The sequence below is a fragment of the Brevibacterium pityocampae genome (assembly GCF_039541555.1).
Classification (GTDB): domain Bacteria; phylum Actinomycetota; class Actinomycetes; order Actinomycetales; family Brevibacteriaceae; genus Brevibacterium; species Brevibacterium pityocampae.
In genome coordinates this window covers 151,453-164,624 of sequence record NZ_BAABGL010000002.1, presented here as the reverse complement: position 1 = coordinate 164,624, position 13,172 = coordinate 151,453, and the positions used below count along the sequence as shown (strand labels likewise).

Annotated in this window: 11 protein-coding genes; 6 read left to right on the top strand and 5 right to left on the bottom strand. The window is 72.7% G+C overall.

Going from position 1 to position 13,172, the window contains the following annotated elements:
• Window positions 1–42 precede the first annotated feature (42 nt).
• The gene (locus ABD883_RS01070; RefSeq protein WP_247424218.1) at window positions 43–306 is read right to left on the bottom strand and encodes a hypothetical protein; all 264 of its coding nucleotides are present in this window, start codon (window positions 304–306) and stop codon (window positions 43–45) included.
• Window positions 307–641: 335 nt separating this feature from the next.
• On the opposite strand from ABD883_RS01070, the gene purB reads away from it, so the two are divergent.
• Entirely contained in the window at window positions 642–2,072 is a 1,431-nt protein-coding gene (gene purB / locus ABD883_RS01065) for an adenylosuccinate lyase (protein ID WP_345029175.1), read from the top strand.
• A 72-nt stretch (window positions 2,073–2,144) separates the two neighbouring features.
• Here purB and ABD883_RS01060 read toward each other — a convergent pair whose 3' ends face one another.
• Complete coding sequence (locus ABD883_RS01060; protein WP_345029173.1) at window positions 2,145–3,827, bottom strand: succinic semialdehyde dehydrogenase; 1,683 nt, start codon at window positions 3,825–3,827, stop codon at window positions 2,145–2,147.
• Window positions 3,828–3,913: 86 nt separating this feature from the next.
• Between ABD883_RS01060 and ABD883_RS01055 the strand changes: the two genes are divergently transcribed.
• Window positions 3,914–5,125: an alanine racemase gene (locus ABD883_RS01055; RefSeq protein WP_345029172.1), complete on the top strand. Its 1,212-nt coding sequence runs from the start codon at window positions 3,914–3,916 to the stop codon at window positions 5,123–5,125.
• Window positions 5,126–5,163: 38 nt separating this feature from the next.
• A complete protein-coding gene (locus ABD883_RS01050; RefSeq protein WP_345029170.1) occupies window positions 5,164–6,492 on the top strand; it encodes a D-arabinono-1,4-lactone oxidase in 1,329 nt (442 codons plus the stop codon).
• 66 nt (window positions 6,493–6,558) lie between these two features.
• Here the strand turns inward: ABD883_RS01050 and ABD883_RS01045 are convergent, their stop codons facing one another.
• Both ABD883_RS01045 and ABD883_RS01040 read right to left on the bottom strand, forming a co-directional pair.
• Complete coding sequence (locus ABD883_RS01045; protein WP_137318584.1) at window positions 6,559–7,290, bottom strand: response regulator; 732 nt, start codon at window positions 7,288–7,290, stop codon at window positions 6,559–6,561.
• Between the two features lie 13 nt (window positions 7,291–7,303).
• Complete coding sequence (locus ABD883_RS01040; RefSeq protein WP_345029167.1) at window positions 7,304–9,493, bottom strand: sensor histidine kinase; 2,190 nt, start codon at window positions 9,491–9,493, stop codon at window positions 7,304–7,306.
• A gap of 274 nt (window positions 9,494–9,767) precedes the next feature.
• Between ABD883_RS01040 and ABD883_RS01035 the strand changes: the two genes are divergently transcribed.
• The 3 genes from ABD883_RS01035 (at window position 9,768) to ABD883_RS01025 (ending at window position 12,633) form a co-directional block, all read left to right on the top strand.
• Complete coding sequence (locus ABD883_RS01035) at window positions 9,768–10,085, top strand: metal-sensitive transcriptional regulator (protein WP_295689746.1); 318 nt, start codon at window positions 9,768–9,770, stop codon at window positions 10,083–10,085.
• A gap of 66 nt (window positions 10,086–10,151) precedes the next feature.
• A complete protein-coding gene (locus ABD883_RS01030; protein ID WP_137318581.1) occupies window positions 10,152–10,364 on the top strand; it encodes a cation transporter in 213 nt (70 codons plus the stop codon).
• 1 nt (window position 10,365) lies between these two features.
• Entirely contained in the window at window positions 10,366–12,633 is a 2,268-nt protein-coding gene (locus tag ABD883_RS01025; protein ID WP_345029163.1) for a heavy metal translocating P-type ATPase, read from the top strand.
• A gap of 169 nt (window positions 12,634–12,802) precedes the next feature.
• Here ABD883_RS01025 and ABD883_RS01020 read toward each other — a convergent pair whose 3' ends face one another.
• On the bottom strand, window positions 12,803–13,078 hold the full coding sequence (locus ABD883_RS01020) for a hypothetical protein (RefSeq protein WP_247424240.1): 276 nt from the start codon (window positions 13,076–13,078) through the stop codon (window positions 12,803–12,805).
• Window positions 13,079–13,172: the final 94 nt, after the last annotated feature.

Sequence of the window (13,172 nt, the reverse complement as noted above, 5' to 3'; positions counted from 1 at the left end):
CCCTCCTCATGGCGGTCCCCCTCCTCACAGCAGGCCCCCTCCTCACAGCAGGAGCGCATCGGCGGGCAGCTCGGCATCCTGCACCGCAGGAATATGACGCGCATAGGCGTCGACGACGGCGAGTGCGAGCTCCCGGAGCCGGTGGAGCTCGGTGACGCGGTCGGCGAGCTCGTCCCGGAACCTGTCCGCGGACGTCGACGCCCACTCCGTTCCACCGCCGCGCAGGCAGCGTTCGGCGATCTGCGCGAGGGAGTCCGCGACCTCCTCCCAGCCGCGCCGGTTCTTCTCGAGTTCGTCGATGAGCATGCGCCCACCGTGCACCGGGCCGCAGCCGCCCATCGAGCCCTCGGTGCTCCCTGTGGACGGACGTTGATCCGTCCACCGTCGGGAACCGCACAGGAGAGACCACGATCCCCGCCCCGGGGTCGCAGGGGAGGCAGCCCTGTCCACAGGCCGCGCTCGCACCGGTCGCACGGCCGTGCGCCGATCACCCGTGCACCCGGCCCGCAGGCGCATCCGCTCACCCCTCAGCGCGCTCCGTCGCACCCCACAGCGCGCTCCGGCTCGCCCCCTCGATCACCCTCCGGTGCGCCCGCCGGACTCCCCTCCCACCGTCGGGACGCTCGTGCGAAGATGTGGGCATGACTCGCGTGACTCTCGCCCAGCTCGATCCGACCATCGCCCTCGGACCCCTCGACGGCCGCTATCGGGCGGATGCCGCTCCGCTCGTCGACCACCTGTCCGAGGCCGCCCTCAATCGCAATCGGATCCATGTCGAGGTCGAATGGTTCATCCATCTGGCCGATGCCGGCGTGGTGCCGGGCACCCGCGCGCTCCTCGACGAGGAGCGCGCCCATCTGCGGTCGATCGTCACCGGCTTCGACCAGGAGACGATCTCCCAGCTCGCGATGTTCGAGGCCGTCACCGTCCACGACGTCAAGGCCGTCGAGTACGCGATCAAGGAGGCGCTGAGCCACGTCGGCGCCGAGGACCTGTCCGAGCTCGTCCACTTCTGCTGCACCTCGGAGGACATCAACAACCTGTCCTACGCCGTGGGCATCAAGGATGCGGTGGAGACCGTGTGGCTGCCCCGCGCGGCCGCCCTCATCGACGCGCTCGCGGCGATGGCGCTCGAGCTCGCCGACGTCCCCATGCTCTCCCACACCCACGGACAGCCCGCGACGCCGACGACCATGGGCAAGGAGGTCGCAGTGGTCGTCCACCGGCTCCACCGCCAGTACGACCGGATCGCGGCGACGGAGTACCTCGGCAAGATCAACGGGGCGACCGGCACCTATGCCGCCCACGCCGTCACCGTCCCCGACGCCGATTGGCCGCGGATCGCGCAGACGTTCGTCGAGGGGCTCGGCCTCACCTTCAACCCGCTCACCACGCAGATCGAGTCCCACGACTGGCAGGCGGAGCTCTACGCCGACGTCGCGCGGTTCAACCGGATCGCCCACAACCTCGCCACCGACATGTGGACCTACATCTCGATGAACTACTTCACGCAGATCCCGGTCGAGGGCGCGACCGGCTCGTCGACGATGCCGCACAAGGTCAACCCGATCCGCTTCGAGAACGCCGAGGCGAACCTCGAGCTGTCGTGCGCGCTCCTCGACTCCCTGGCCTCGACGCTGGTGACGAGCCGCCTGCAGCGCGACCTCACCGACTCGACCTCCCAGCGCAACATCGGCGTGGCGCTCGGCCACTCGCTGCTGGCGCTCAACAACCTCGTCAAGGGCCTCGACAAGCTCGCGATCAACACCGCGGCGCTCGACGCCGACCTCGACGCGAACTGGGAGGTCCTCGCCGAGGCGATCCAGTCGGTCATGCGCGCGGCCTACCTGCAGGGCGTGCCCGGCATGGACAACCCCTACGAGAAGCTCAAGGAGCTCACGCGCGGCCATCGGGTGGGACGCGAGGAGCTCGTGGAGTTCGTGCGCGGGCTCGGCCTGCCGGAGCCGGAGACGGAGCGGCTCGCAGCGCTCACCCCGGCGACGTACACCGGTCTGGCCGCAGACCTCGCCCGCGCGAAGGGGCGCGCCTGGCGGGAACGCAGCGCGGGCTGACCCTGACGACGGTTCCGGAGCAGTCCGGGCGACCGTGCACAGGAGCTGCGACATCCCGGGATCCCCGCGGAATCAGCCCATCCGCAGGGCGCGCATGACGTCGAGGGCGCCGGTCATCACCTGCTGGAAGCGAGCCGGGGAGAGGCGTCCGCCGGGTGCGAGCGGCACGAGAGCCTGGTGAGCGATCGTCCGGGTGCGGGTGAACTGGAGCAGGCCCTCCGGCCCGTGGCGGTGCCCGAGCCCGGAGTCCTTCCACCCGCCCGAGGGCGCGTCGATCGACCCCCAGGCCGCGGCGAACGCCTCGTCGACGTTGACCATCCCGGCCTCGAGGCGCCGCGCGACGGCCATCCCGTGCCGCCGGGAGCCGGAGAACACGCTCGCGTTAAGACCGTAGGGGGTGTCGTTGGCCGCGAGCACCGCCTCGTCCTCGCTGTCGACCGCGGACACCGCCACGACTGGGCCGAAGGTCTCCTCCCGGCACAGCTGTGCGGACTCCGGCACATCGACGAGCACCGTGGGCTCGAAGAAGAACGGGCCGAGGTCGGGCCGCGCCCGGCCGCCCGCGAGCACTCGGGCGCCGGCGGCCACGGCATCGTCGATGTGCTCCTGCACCCGATCGAGCTGCGCGGCCGAACTCAGGGTGCCGACCTCGGCCGAGTGATCGAAGGCCGCCCCCAGGGTGAGAGCCCGGGTCGCGGCCGCGAAGCGCGTGCAGAACTCCTCGTAGAGCGGCCGCACGACGTAGATCCGCTCCATCGACAGGCACAGCTGGCCGCTCGAGCTGAAGCTCCCGCGCACCGCGCCGGCGACCGCGGCGTCGATATCCGCGTCCGCACACACGATCATCGGGTTCTTGCCGCCGAGCTCGAGGACGGTGGGCAGCAGCCGGGCCGCCGCCTCGGCCGCGATGCCGCGCCCCGCGCGGGTGGACCCGGTGAAGGACAGCCCATCGACGTGGTCGAGCAGACTCTCCCCGACCTCGGCGACCTCGCCGGGCACGAGCTGCCAGACATCGGCCGGGAGTCCTGCCCGGATCGCGAGCCGCCGCACGAGCACGCTCGACAGCGGGGTCGCGGAGTCGGGCTTGTGGACCACGGCGTTGCCGGCGACGAGGGCGGCGAGAAGATCCGTGGCACCGAGCGACAGCGGATAGTTCCAGGGGCTGATGAAGCCGACGACACCGAGCGCGGACCGGTCGATGCGCGTGGTCGTCAGCCCCGGGATCGCGCCGCGCCGGGAGCGCGCCCGGAGCACCCGCGAGGCGGTCACCCCGGTGTAGCGGCACACGTTGTAGGCGTCGAGCACCTCGTCGTAGGCGTGCAGCCGCGCCTTGCCGTTCTCCGCCTGGATGACGTCGAGGACGAGCTCCTCGTGGGAGCGGATGAGGGTGTGGAGGCGCAGCACGACGGCGGCGCGCTCCCGCACCGGGCGGTCCGCCCAGGCCCTGCCGGCGATCCGGGCGGCGCGGGCGCGCACGGCGACATCGTCCGCCGTGCACCCGGCGAAGGTGCCGAGCAGCTCCCCGGAGAAGGGTGCCCTGACCTCGACCGGGGCGCCGGAGCCGGAGACATCGGCGAGCGGATCCCCGGCGAGGAACTCCCGCAGCCGCTCGGGCAGGGCGACCGGGTGCTCGGCCGAGGCGGTTGCAGGAGAGGCCGCGGAGGAGGCGGCAGCGGACCCGTGGTCCGCGGAGGAGGCGGCAGGAGTGGTAGCGGCAGGAGAGGTGCCGGTGTCGGCGGTGCGCTTCGCAGTCATCCCCCCATGATCCCAGACGCGCCCCCGGGATCACCCGACCCTACGCATGAGTAACAAATCGGGTCGCCGTCGATTAGGCCGGCGCCATGGTGAGTGCAGAGCTGCGCAGGGCCGTCGGCGATCTCGACGGGCCGTTCGGCGTCATCGATCGCGATGCCTTCGATCGCAACATCGCCGCGCTCCGCGCCCGTGCCGCCGGGCTCCCGATCCGGGTCGCCTCGAAATCCCTCCGCGCACCCCACGCCCTCGAACGGGTCCTCTCCGCCCCCGGCTACGGCGGGATCCTCGCCTTCTCACTGCCCGAGGCGCTCGATCTCCACCGGCTCGGCTTCCGCGACATCGTCGTCGCGTATCCGACCGTCCACCGGGAGGGTCTCCGCGCGCTGGCGGCCGACGCCGAGGCGCTCGCCCACATCACACTCATGGTCGACTCGGACGAGGGCATCGACGTCCTTCTCGCAGCGCTCGCCCCCACCCACGGCCCCGCCGGTTCGACCGCCGCGCAGCCGCTGCGCCTGTGCCTCGATCTCGATGCCTCGCTCCGACCGGCCGCTCGATTCACCCGCGGTCGCGTGCACCTGGGCGCCCGCCGGAGCCCGGTGCGGGAGGTCGCCGAGGCGCTCGCCCTCGCCGGGCGGGTCGCGGCCGACCGGCGACTCCGGCTCGTCGGCGTGATGTCGTACGAGGGGCAGATCGCCGGTCTCGGCGATGCCGGGCGCGGTGCGCATGCGCTCGCCGTGCGCACCGTGCGCCGGATGTCCGTCGCGGAGCTGCGCGAGCGCCGCACCCGGGTCGTCGCCGCGCTCCGCGAGGTCGCCGAGCTCGAGTTCGTCAACGGCGGAGGCACCGGTTCGCTCGAGACGAGCGCGGCCGAGGGCACGCTCACCGAGCTCACCGTCGGCTCCGGCCTGTTCTCCCCCGGCCTCTACGACACCTACCGCGGCTTCCGTCACGAGCCGGCGGCGTTCTTCGCCCTCCCCGTGGTCCGCAGGCCGGCCCCCGGCTGGGTGACGGTCGCCGGCGGGGGCTGGATCGCCTCGGGCCCGCCCGGGGACGACCGGCGGCCGACGATCGCCTGGCCGGAGGGCCTCGCCTACAGCTCCACCGAGGGCCCCGGCGAGGTGCAGACCCCGCTCCACGGTCCGGGCGCGGACACGCTGCCGCTCGGCGCCCACGTCTTCCTCCGGCACGCCAAGGCCGGGGAGCTCGCGGAGCACCTCACCGGATTCCACATCGTCGCCGGCGGTCAGATCATCGACTCATGGTCGACGTATCGAGGTTCCGGATGGGCGCACTGACAGGTGCGCCGACGGGCGGGACCGGACGAAGCCGCCGCGTGAGCACCTGGTCGGGCACCGCGCATGCCCACCCCGCGGCGTTCCATGCTCCCGCCGACGAATCCGAGCTCGCCGCGGTCGTCGCGGTCGTCGCCGCGGCGATCGGGAGCGGGGAGCGGATCCGCGTCATCGGCGCCGGACACTCCTTCACCCCCGTCGCACTCGGGACCGGGACCATGATCTCCCTCGACGCGCTGAGCGGGATCGTCGCCGTCGATGCCGCCACCCGGCGGGTGCGATTCCGGGCGGGCACCCGGCTGCGCGACATCCCCGCGCTGCTCGCCCCGCACGGCCTCGCGCTGGCCAACCAGGGCGACGTCGACCCGCAGTCGCTCGCCGGCGCGATCTCCACCGGGACCCACGGCACCGGGCACGGCTTCACCGGGTTCGCCGGGATGGTCACCGGCCTCACGCTCCTCACCGCCGACGGCGCGCGCCGCGAACTCTCCCGAGCCGCGGACCCCGACGTCTTCGACCTCGCCCGCCTCAGTCTCGGCGTGCTCGGTGTCATCACCGAGATCGAGCTCGCGTGCGTCCCGCGCTTCGACGTCGTCGCCCGCGAGCAGTCCGAGCCCTTCGACGATCTCCTCGCGACCTTCGTCGCCCGCTCCGCGCAGTGCGATCACCTCGAGTTCTACTGGTTCCCGCACACCGACCGAGCGCTCGTCAAGACGAACGTGCGGGTGGCCCCCGGCCAGGCGCCGCCGGCCGGGATGTCCGCCGCCCGGCCCCGCCGCCGCCTCGCGCAGCTGCTGAACGAGGAGGTGCTCGACAACGGGGCGCTGCGGGCGATCTGCGAGATCGGCCACCGCGCGCCGGCGCTCGTGCCGTTCTTCAACCGGGCCGCCGCGGAGGCGGCCTCGAACCGCCTCTACCGGGCGCCCGCGCACGAGGCCTTCGTGTCCCCGCGCCGCGTCAGGTTCACCGAGATGGAGTACGCGGTGCCGCTCGCCGCCGGGCCCGAGGTGCTCGCCCGGATCCGCGACCTCATCGAGGAGCGCCGGTGGCGGATCTCGTTCCCCCTCGAGGTGCGCACGACGGCCGCCGACGACGTGCCCCTGTCGACCGCGACGGGCCGGGAGTCGATGTACATCGCCTGCCACCGGTTCTTCCGCGACGACTCCGCGGAGTACTTCCGCCGCATCGAGCAGATCTGCCGCGAGTTCGACGGCCGCCCGCACTGGGGCAAGGTCCACACGCTCACCGCCGCCGAGCTCGGTGCGGTCTACCCGCGCTTCGAGGACTTCCGGACCCTGCGGGCGCGCCTCGACCCGCACGCGGTGTTCGGCAGCGCCTACACGGATTCGCTGTTCGCCCCCGAGCGCTGACAGCCGTCGCCCGGGGTGGTCGGCCGCCTGGCGCGGCGGGCGCTCACCGGCCGGTGCGGCGGCCGCTCAATCGAGGATCCGGTACTCGAGCACCGGCCTGCCGGCGGAGCCGTAGCGCGGCCGGCGGTCGAGCGCTCCGGCGTCGGTGAGCGCCTCGAGGTACCGGCGGGCGGTGACGCGCGAGACCCCGATCCGGTCCCCGACCTCGGCTGCGGACATCGCGCTCCCGTCGGCGAGCACCCCGGTGATCTGCTCCTGCACCGCTTCCGGCACCCCTTTGGGGGCCGTCTTCGCCGGCGCGGCGCCGAGGGCCGCGAGCGCGGCGTCGACCTCGGTCTGCGTCATCTCCGCCCCGTCGCAGTCGGCGGCGAGCGTGGCCCGGTAGCCGAGGTACGCCTCGAGCTTGGACTTGAATACCGGGAAGGTGAAGGGCTTGATGATGTACTGCACGACACCCAGCGACAGCGCCTCCTGGACGACCTGCATGTCGCGGGCGGCGGTCACCGCGACGACGTCGACGGGGATGTGCTTGCCGCGGATCGCGCGGAGCAGCTGCAGCCCGTGGCCGTCGGGCAGGTTCATGTCGAGGAGGACGAGGGTGATCCGCGCCGGGTCCATGCCGATGATCTGGCCGCTGAGCGCGGCGAGCGCCTGCGTCGCGTTGCGGGCGATCCCGGCGACGTGGAATCCCTCGAGCCGATCGACGTACTGGGCGTGCGCCTTCGCGGCGACGCTCTCGTCCTCGACGACGAGGACTCCGACACCGTGATCATCGGTCTGCCTGTGCTGCGCTCCCATACTCGTCTCCAGCCTAATGGATTCCCTCGGATCCGGGCCGCGAGCCGGCTTCGGGCGTCGTCGCGGGCCCGGTGGAAGACGCCGTCGCGGGCCCAGGCGCGGAGGCCGGCGCGGCATCGCGCGACACCCCGGACCCCGCGGCGCCTCCTGCGGCATCCCGCGGTTCCTCCGGCATCGCGACGATCGGCAGGCTGCCCGTGGGGACGCCGGACTGGCGGACCGGCGGTGTGCCGGGCAGCCACACCTCGAACGCCGCGCCCAGCGGGTCGCCCTCGCAGTCGGGCCCGCCGCGCACGTCGATCGCCCCGCCGAGGCGGCGCACCGCCTGCACGACGAGCGACAGCCCGACCCCGCGGGCACCGTCCTCGGTGCGGCCGGCGCCCGAATCCTGCTCGACGCCGTCGTGCTTGGTGGAGAAGCCGCGCTCGAACACCTGGTCCACGGAGTCCTCGGGGATGCCGGGGCCGTCGTCGGCGACCTCGACGGTGTAGCCGCGCTCCTCGGCTCCGGAGATCGTGAGGTAGACGCGGCGGCGCTCCGGTGCTGTGCCGGCCCGGGACACCGCGTCGAAGGCGTTGTCGAGGAGGTTGCCGATCACGGTGACGAGATCGCGGTCCTCGGCCGCCAGCCCGCCGGTCAGGCCGCTCGTGTCGACCTCGAGGTCGATGCCGGCCTCCTTGGCCTGGGAGAGCTTCGTCAGCAGCAGGGCCGAGAGCACAGGGTGGTCGAAGCCGCCGAGCAGGTTGTCCGCCGGCCGGTCCATCTGGTCGATCTCACGGGTGGCGAACTCGAGCGCCTGGTCGCTGTGACCGATCTCGATGAGCGACACCATGGTGTGGAGCCGGTTGGCGTACTCGTGGGTCTGCGAGCGCAGGGACTCGGAGAAGGACCGCACCGACACGAGCTCGCCGGACAGCTCCTGGAGCTCGGTGTGGTCGCGCATGGTGGTGACCCAGGTGTCCGGGGACTGCTCAGTGGGCTGCTGGTTCACGACAAGCACGTGGTCATCGGTGTAGTGGATCTCGTCGCGCGCCCAGCGGCCGCTGACGAGCAGCTCGCGCAGCGATCCGGGCAGCTCGAGGTCGGCGACCCGCACCGGGTCCCCTGTCCCGTCCGCGGGCAGGCCGACGAGTTCGGCGGCCTCGGTGTTGTGGAGGACGATGCCGTGGTTGCGGTCGACGAGGAGCAGCCCTTCGCTCACCGCCTGGAGGACGGAGGAGTAGAAGTCGAGCATCTCGCCGAGCTCCTGGGTCCCGTAGTCGCCGGTCACCCGTTTGAGTCCGCGGGAGGCGAGCCACACCGCGATCGTGCCCATGAGGATCGTCAGCGCACCGCTGCCGATGATCCAGCGACCCTGGGGGGCGAAATCGGCGCGGATGGAGTCGGCCTGGAGCCCGGTGGCGACGACGGCGGCGACCTCGGCGTCCGCGGCCGGTTCCTCCCCCGGGGGCGTGCTGTAGACGGGGGCGACGGCGTAGAGGGTGCCACCGGCCTCGCCGTCGACGAACTGGAGGACGGTGCGCCCGGAGAGCACGGGGTCGGGATCGATCGCGGCGAGGACCTCCGCGGCGGCCTCCTCCGTCGCCGGGCCGCCGGTGGCGGGGATCGTCTCCCCCGGGTCGCTCGTCCCGGAGCCGATCTCCGCCCCGCGCAGCGCATCGGCGGAGAACACCGCGAGCCGATCGAGCTCGTAGTCGGCCTTGACCGCGGTGAGGTAGTCGGTGAAGTCCTCGCGCCCCTGCGTGCCCTCGACCCACCCGGGGCCGGCCCCGGGGGCCTGCTCATCGGGGGAGTAGAAGGCGGAGTCGGCGAACAGCGCCTCGTGGACGGCCGGGGAGGCGGCGAGCGAGTCCGCGGAGGAGGCCAGGAGGCTCTGGAAGTGCTCGTTGTTCTTCTGCGAGAGCTGGATGTAGAGGATCGTCGTGGTGAGCAGCACGATGCCGAGGAACATCACGGTGATCGCGCGGAGGATCTGCCCGGCGACCCCGATCCGGAACCAGCGCAGCGGCCCCCTGCCGCGGCGGCGACGGCGATCGGGCCGACGCCAGTGCACGGCCCGGGCGGACCGGCGGCGCGGTCGCTCGGGATCCCGCTGCGGCTCGCCTCCCGATTCCGCAGGCGCGGCGCCGGGGACCTGCGCACGCGACCCGTCCTCCGGCTTCAGCTGCGGCACAGGCGGTTCGGGCAGATCACGGGCGCTCATGGGGACATTGTGCCGCAGTCCGCGCCCGGGCCGGGCCCATCGGGTCGCCGGATCGGCACATGCGCGTGGTGGATCCGCCACGTCCCCGGGCCGGCGGCTACCCGGTTCCCCTCACCTCCCCGGGCCGGGCGCCTCACCTCGCCGGACCGGGGTCCACCCGGACGCCACCCGGGCTCCGGCCGCCGACCGCCCGCCCGGCTGATCCGCACATCCTGCCGCCCGGCCCTCCCGTCACCCTCTTGATTCATACCCCCTAGGGGTATATTCTCCAGATATGGACACACCGCAGACCCACCCGGAGCCGCAGCCGCCGCACGGCTACACCGCGGACAAGGCCGCCCACCTCGCACGGGTCAGACGCATCGAGGGGCAGGTGCGCGGGATCGGCCGGATGATCGAGGACGACAAGTACTGCATCGACATCCTCACCCAGGTCTCCGCCGCCACCGCCGCGCTCCACTCCCTGTCGATCCGGCTGCTCGACGAGCACATGCAGCACTGCGTGGTGACCGCGGCGCAGGAATCGCCCGAGTCGGCCGAGGCGAAGATCGCCGAGGCCACCGCCGCGATCGCCCGACTCATCAAGAGCTGAGGGGCTGCGCCGGCTTCACCGGATCCACCCGCCCATCACCGCCATCCACCACTGAAGGAGCACCACATGACCACCACCACGATCACCGTCACCGGCATGACCTGCGGACACTGCGTCGCCGCCGTGAAGGAGGAGGTCGGGGCGCTGCCCGGCGTCTCCGCCGTCGAGGTCGACCTCGTGGCCGGCGGTGGCTCCCCCGTCACCATCACCTCCGAGCAGCCGCTCGATGATGCGGCCGTCGCCGCCGCGGTCGACGAGGCCGGCTACGAGGTGAAGTGACATGACCTCCCCCAGCGCCTCGCGCACCTCGGGACCGGGCGGAGCCGCAGGACCGGCGGGCACCCCCGCCGGCACCTCGGCCCCGGTGGGGGTGCGCGAGCTCGACCTCGATATCACCGGGATGACGTGCGCCTCGTGCTCGGCCCGGATCGAGAAGAAGCTCAACCGGCTCGACGGCGTGAGCGCGAGCGTCAACCTGCCGCTCAACTCCGCCCATGTCGAGGTCACCGGGGACGTCAGCGATGAGCAGATCACCGACACGGTGTCCCGCGCCGGCTACTCCGCGACCGTCCGCGCCCCCTTCACCGGCGGCGCCGGCCCGGAGGTCGTCGACTACGGCACGGAGCGGCTGCGTCCCCGCCTCATCGGCTCGGCGATCCTCGGCGTGCCCGTGATCGCGATCTCGATGGTGATGGGCTGGCACTTCCCCGGCTGGCAGTGGGTGGTGCTGGTCCTCAGCCTGCCGGTCATCACCTGGGGCGCCTGGCCGTTCCACCAGGCGGCATTCAAGGCCGCCCGCGGCGGTTCGACGACGATGGACACCCTGGTCAGCGTCGGCATCACCGTCGCCGGCCTGTACTCGCTCTTCACCCTCGGCCTCGCCGTGTCCCGCGGCCACGTCCTCCACCTGCCGCACGACTACCACATCTGGTTCGAGGCGGCCGTCGCGATCACGGTGTTCCTCCTCATCGGCCGGCTCACCGAGGAGCGCGCGAAGGGCGCCGCGACGCGCGCGCTGCGCGAGCTGCTGAGCCTGGGCGCCCGCTCGGCGACCGTGCTCCGGGGCGAGGGCGCTGCCCGCACCGCGGTCGAGGTGCCCGTCGAGGACCTCGTGATCGGCGACGTGTTCCGGGTCAGGCCCGGGGAGAAGATCGCCACCGACGGGGTCGTCGTCGCCGGCCACTCCGCGATCGACGAGTCGATGCTCAGCGGCGAGAGCGTGCCGGTCGAGGTCGCCGAGGGCGATCCCGTCACCGGGGCGACCGTCAACACCTCCGGCTCGCTCGAGGTCCGCGCCACCCGCGTCGGTGCGGAGACCACGCTCGCCGCGATGGCTGATCTCGTCACCCGCGCGCAGACCGGCAAACCGCCGGTGCAGCGCCTGGCCGACCGGGTGTCGGCGGTGTTCGTGCCGGCCGTCATCGTCATCGCCGTGCTCACGCTGCTCGGCTGGGGGCTGCTCGGCGGCACCTGGACCACCGGGCTCCATGCCGCGCTCACCGTGCTCATCATCGCCTGCCCGTGCGCGCTCGGACTCGCCACCCCGACCGCCCTCGCGGTGTCCTCGGGCCGCGGCTCGCAGCTCGGCATCCTCGTCTCCGGGCCCGAGGTGATGGAGAGCACCCGCAAGGTCGACACCATCGTGCTCGACAAGACCGGCACCGTGACCGAGGGCCGCATGGAGGTCGTCGGGCACGATCTCGCACCCGAGCAGCTCGCCCGGGTCGGCGCCGCCGAGTCCCGCAGCGAGCACCCGATCGCCCAGGCGATCGCCCGCGCGGCGGAGTCGGCGAGTGCCGGGGACGCCGGGCCCGCGCGTCTCGACGTCACCGACTTCGAGAACATCCCCGGCGGCGGCATCCGCGCCGTAGTCGACGGCCGGACGCTGCTCATCGGGCGCCCCGGGCTGCTCCGCGAGGCCGGGATCCCCGGTGTCGCCGACGAGTCCGAGGGGGCCGCCGCGACGCTCGTCGCCGCGGCGATCGACGGGGAGTACGTCGGCCGCATCGAGGTCGCCGACACCGTCAAGCCGAGCGCCGCCGCCGCGATCGGCGAGCTCCGCGAGCTCGGGCTCGAGCCCGTGCTCCTCACCGGCGACCACGCCGGGGCCGCGCACGCCGTGGCCCGCGAGGTCGGCATCACCCGGGTCCACGCCGACGTCCGCCCGGCGGACAAGGTCGCGGTCGTCGAGCGGCTGCAGGACGAGGGCCGGGTCGTGGCGATGGTCGGCGACGGGGTCAACGACGCCGCCGCGCTCGCCCGCGCGGACCTCGGGCTGGCGATGGGCAGCGGCACGGATGCCGCGATCGCGGCCTCGGACATCACGCTCGTGGCCAGCGATCCGCAGCAGATCCCGCAGGCCGTCCGCCTGTCCCGGCGCACGCTCAGGATCATCAAGGGCAACCTGTTCTGGGCCTTCGCCTACAACACCGCCGCGATCCCGATCGCCGCGGCCGGGCTGCTCGACCCGATGATCGCCGGGGCCGCGATGGCGTTCAGCTCGGTGTTCGTCGTGCTCAACAGCCTGCGCCTGCTCCGCTTCCGCTGACCCCCGGAATGCGATATCTCGCGGTTCCTGAGAAGGAATCCGCGAGATATCGCAGTCTCAGCGCTTCACGTGAGGACGCCACACATGGGCTCGCCGGCACGAGTTCGCCCCCACGAGGCCGCCCGCTCAAGGTCGCCCGCATGCGGCCGTCCGCACGGGGACGGGGAGCTCACTTGAGGACGGGGAACTCCGTGTTCTCGTGCTGGGTGTCGTTGCGGGTGACCCAGTTGAGCAGCGCGGCCACAGCGGTCACGACGACGAAGGTGATGGCGGTGTAAAGCACCGAGAGGCCGAGCGCGGTGAGCGACTTCCAGGCCTGCGTGAAGATCACCGTGGAGACGAACACGACCATCGCCGCGATGAAGCCGAAGATCATCGTGTGCTGGTAGGTGACGGCCTTGGCCGGCTGCCCGGCGGGTGTAGTGGGCTTCCGAGGTGAGGTCATGGCCTCCATTCTACGCCTCGGCCCCGCACCCGGCCTCCCGGCGGCGGGCGCCACCACGGAGTATCCGGATCCTGCCGCGCAATTGCGCGGCAGG

What these genes read in the sequence shown, in the direction of transcription:
- ABD883_RS01070 (WP_247424218.1), bottom strand. Translation starts at nt 306, where the DNA reads ATGCTCATCGACGAACTCGAGAAGAACCGGCGCGGCTGGGAGGAGGTC.
- purB (WP_345029175.1), top strand. Translation starts at nt 642, where the DNA reads ATGACTCGCGTGACTCTCGCCCAGCTCGATCCGACCATCGCCCTCGGA.
- ABD883_RS01060 (WP_345029173.1), bottom strand. Translation starts at nt 3,827, where the DNA reads ATGACTGCGAAGCGCACCGCCGACACCGGCACCTCTCCTGCCGCTACC.
- ABD883_RS01055 (WP_345029172.1), top strand. Translation starts at nt 3,914, where the DNA reads ATGGTGAGTGCAGAGCTGCGCAGGGCCGTCGGCGATCTCGACGGGCCG.
- ABD883_RS01045 (WP_137318584.1), bottom strand. Translation starts at nt 7,290, where the DNA reads ATGGGAGCGCAGCACAGGCAGACCGATGATCACGGTGTCGGAGTCCTC.
- ABD883_RS01040 (WP_345029167.1), bottom strand. Translation starts at nt 9,493, where the DNA reads ATGAGCGCCCGTGATCTGCCCGAACCGCCTGTGCCGCAGCTGAAGCCG.
- ABD883_RS01035 (WP_295689746.1), top strand. Translation starts at nt 9,768, where the DNA reads ATGGACACACCGCAGACCCACCCGGAGCCGCAGCCGCCGCACGGCTAC.
- ABD883_RS01030 (WP_137318581.1), top strand. Translation starts at nt 10,152, where the DNA reads ATGACCACCACCACGATCACCGTCACCGGCATGACCTGCGGACACTGC.
- ABD883_RS01025 (WP_345029163.1), top strand. Translation starts at nt 10,366, where the DNA reads ATGACCTCCCCCAGCGCCTCGCGCACCTCGGGACCGGGCGGAGCCGCA.
- ABD883_RS01020 (WP_247424240.1), bottom strand. Translation starts at nt 13,078, where the DNA reads ATGACCTCACCTCGGAAGCCCACTACACCCGCCGGGCAGCCGGCCAAG.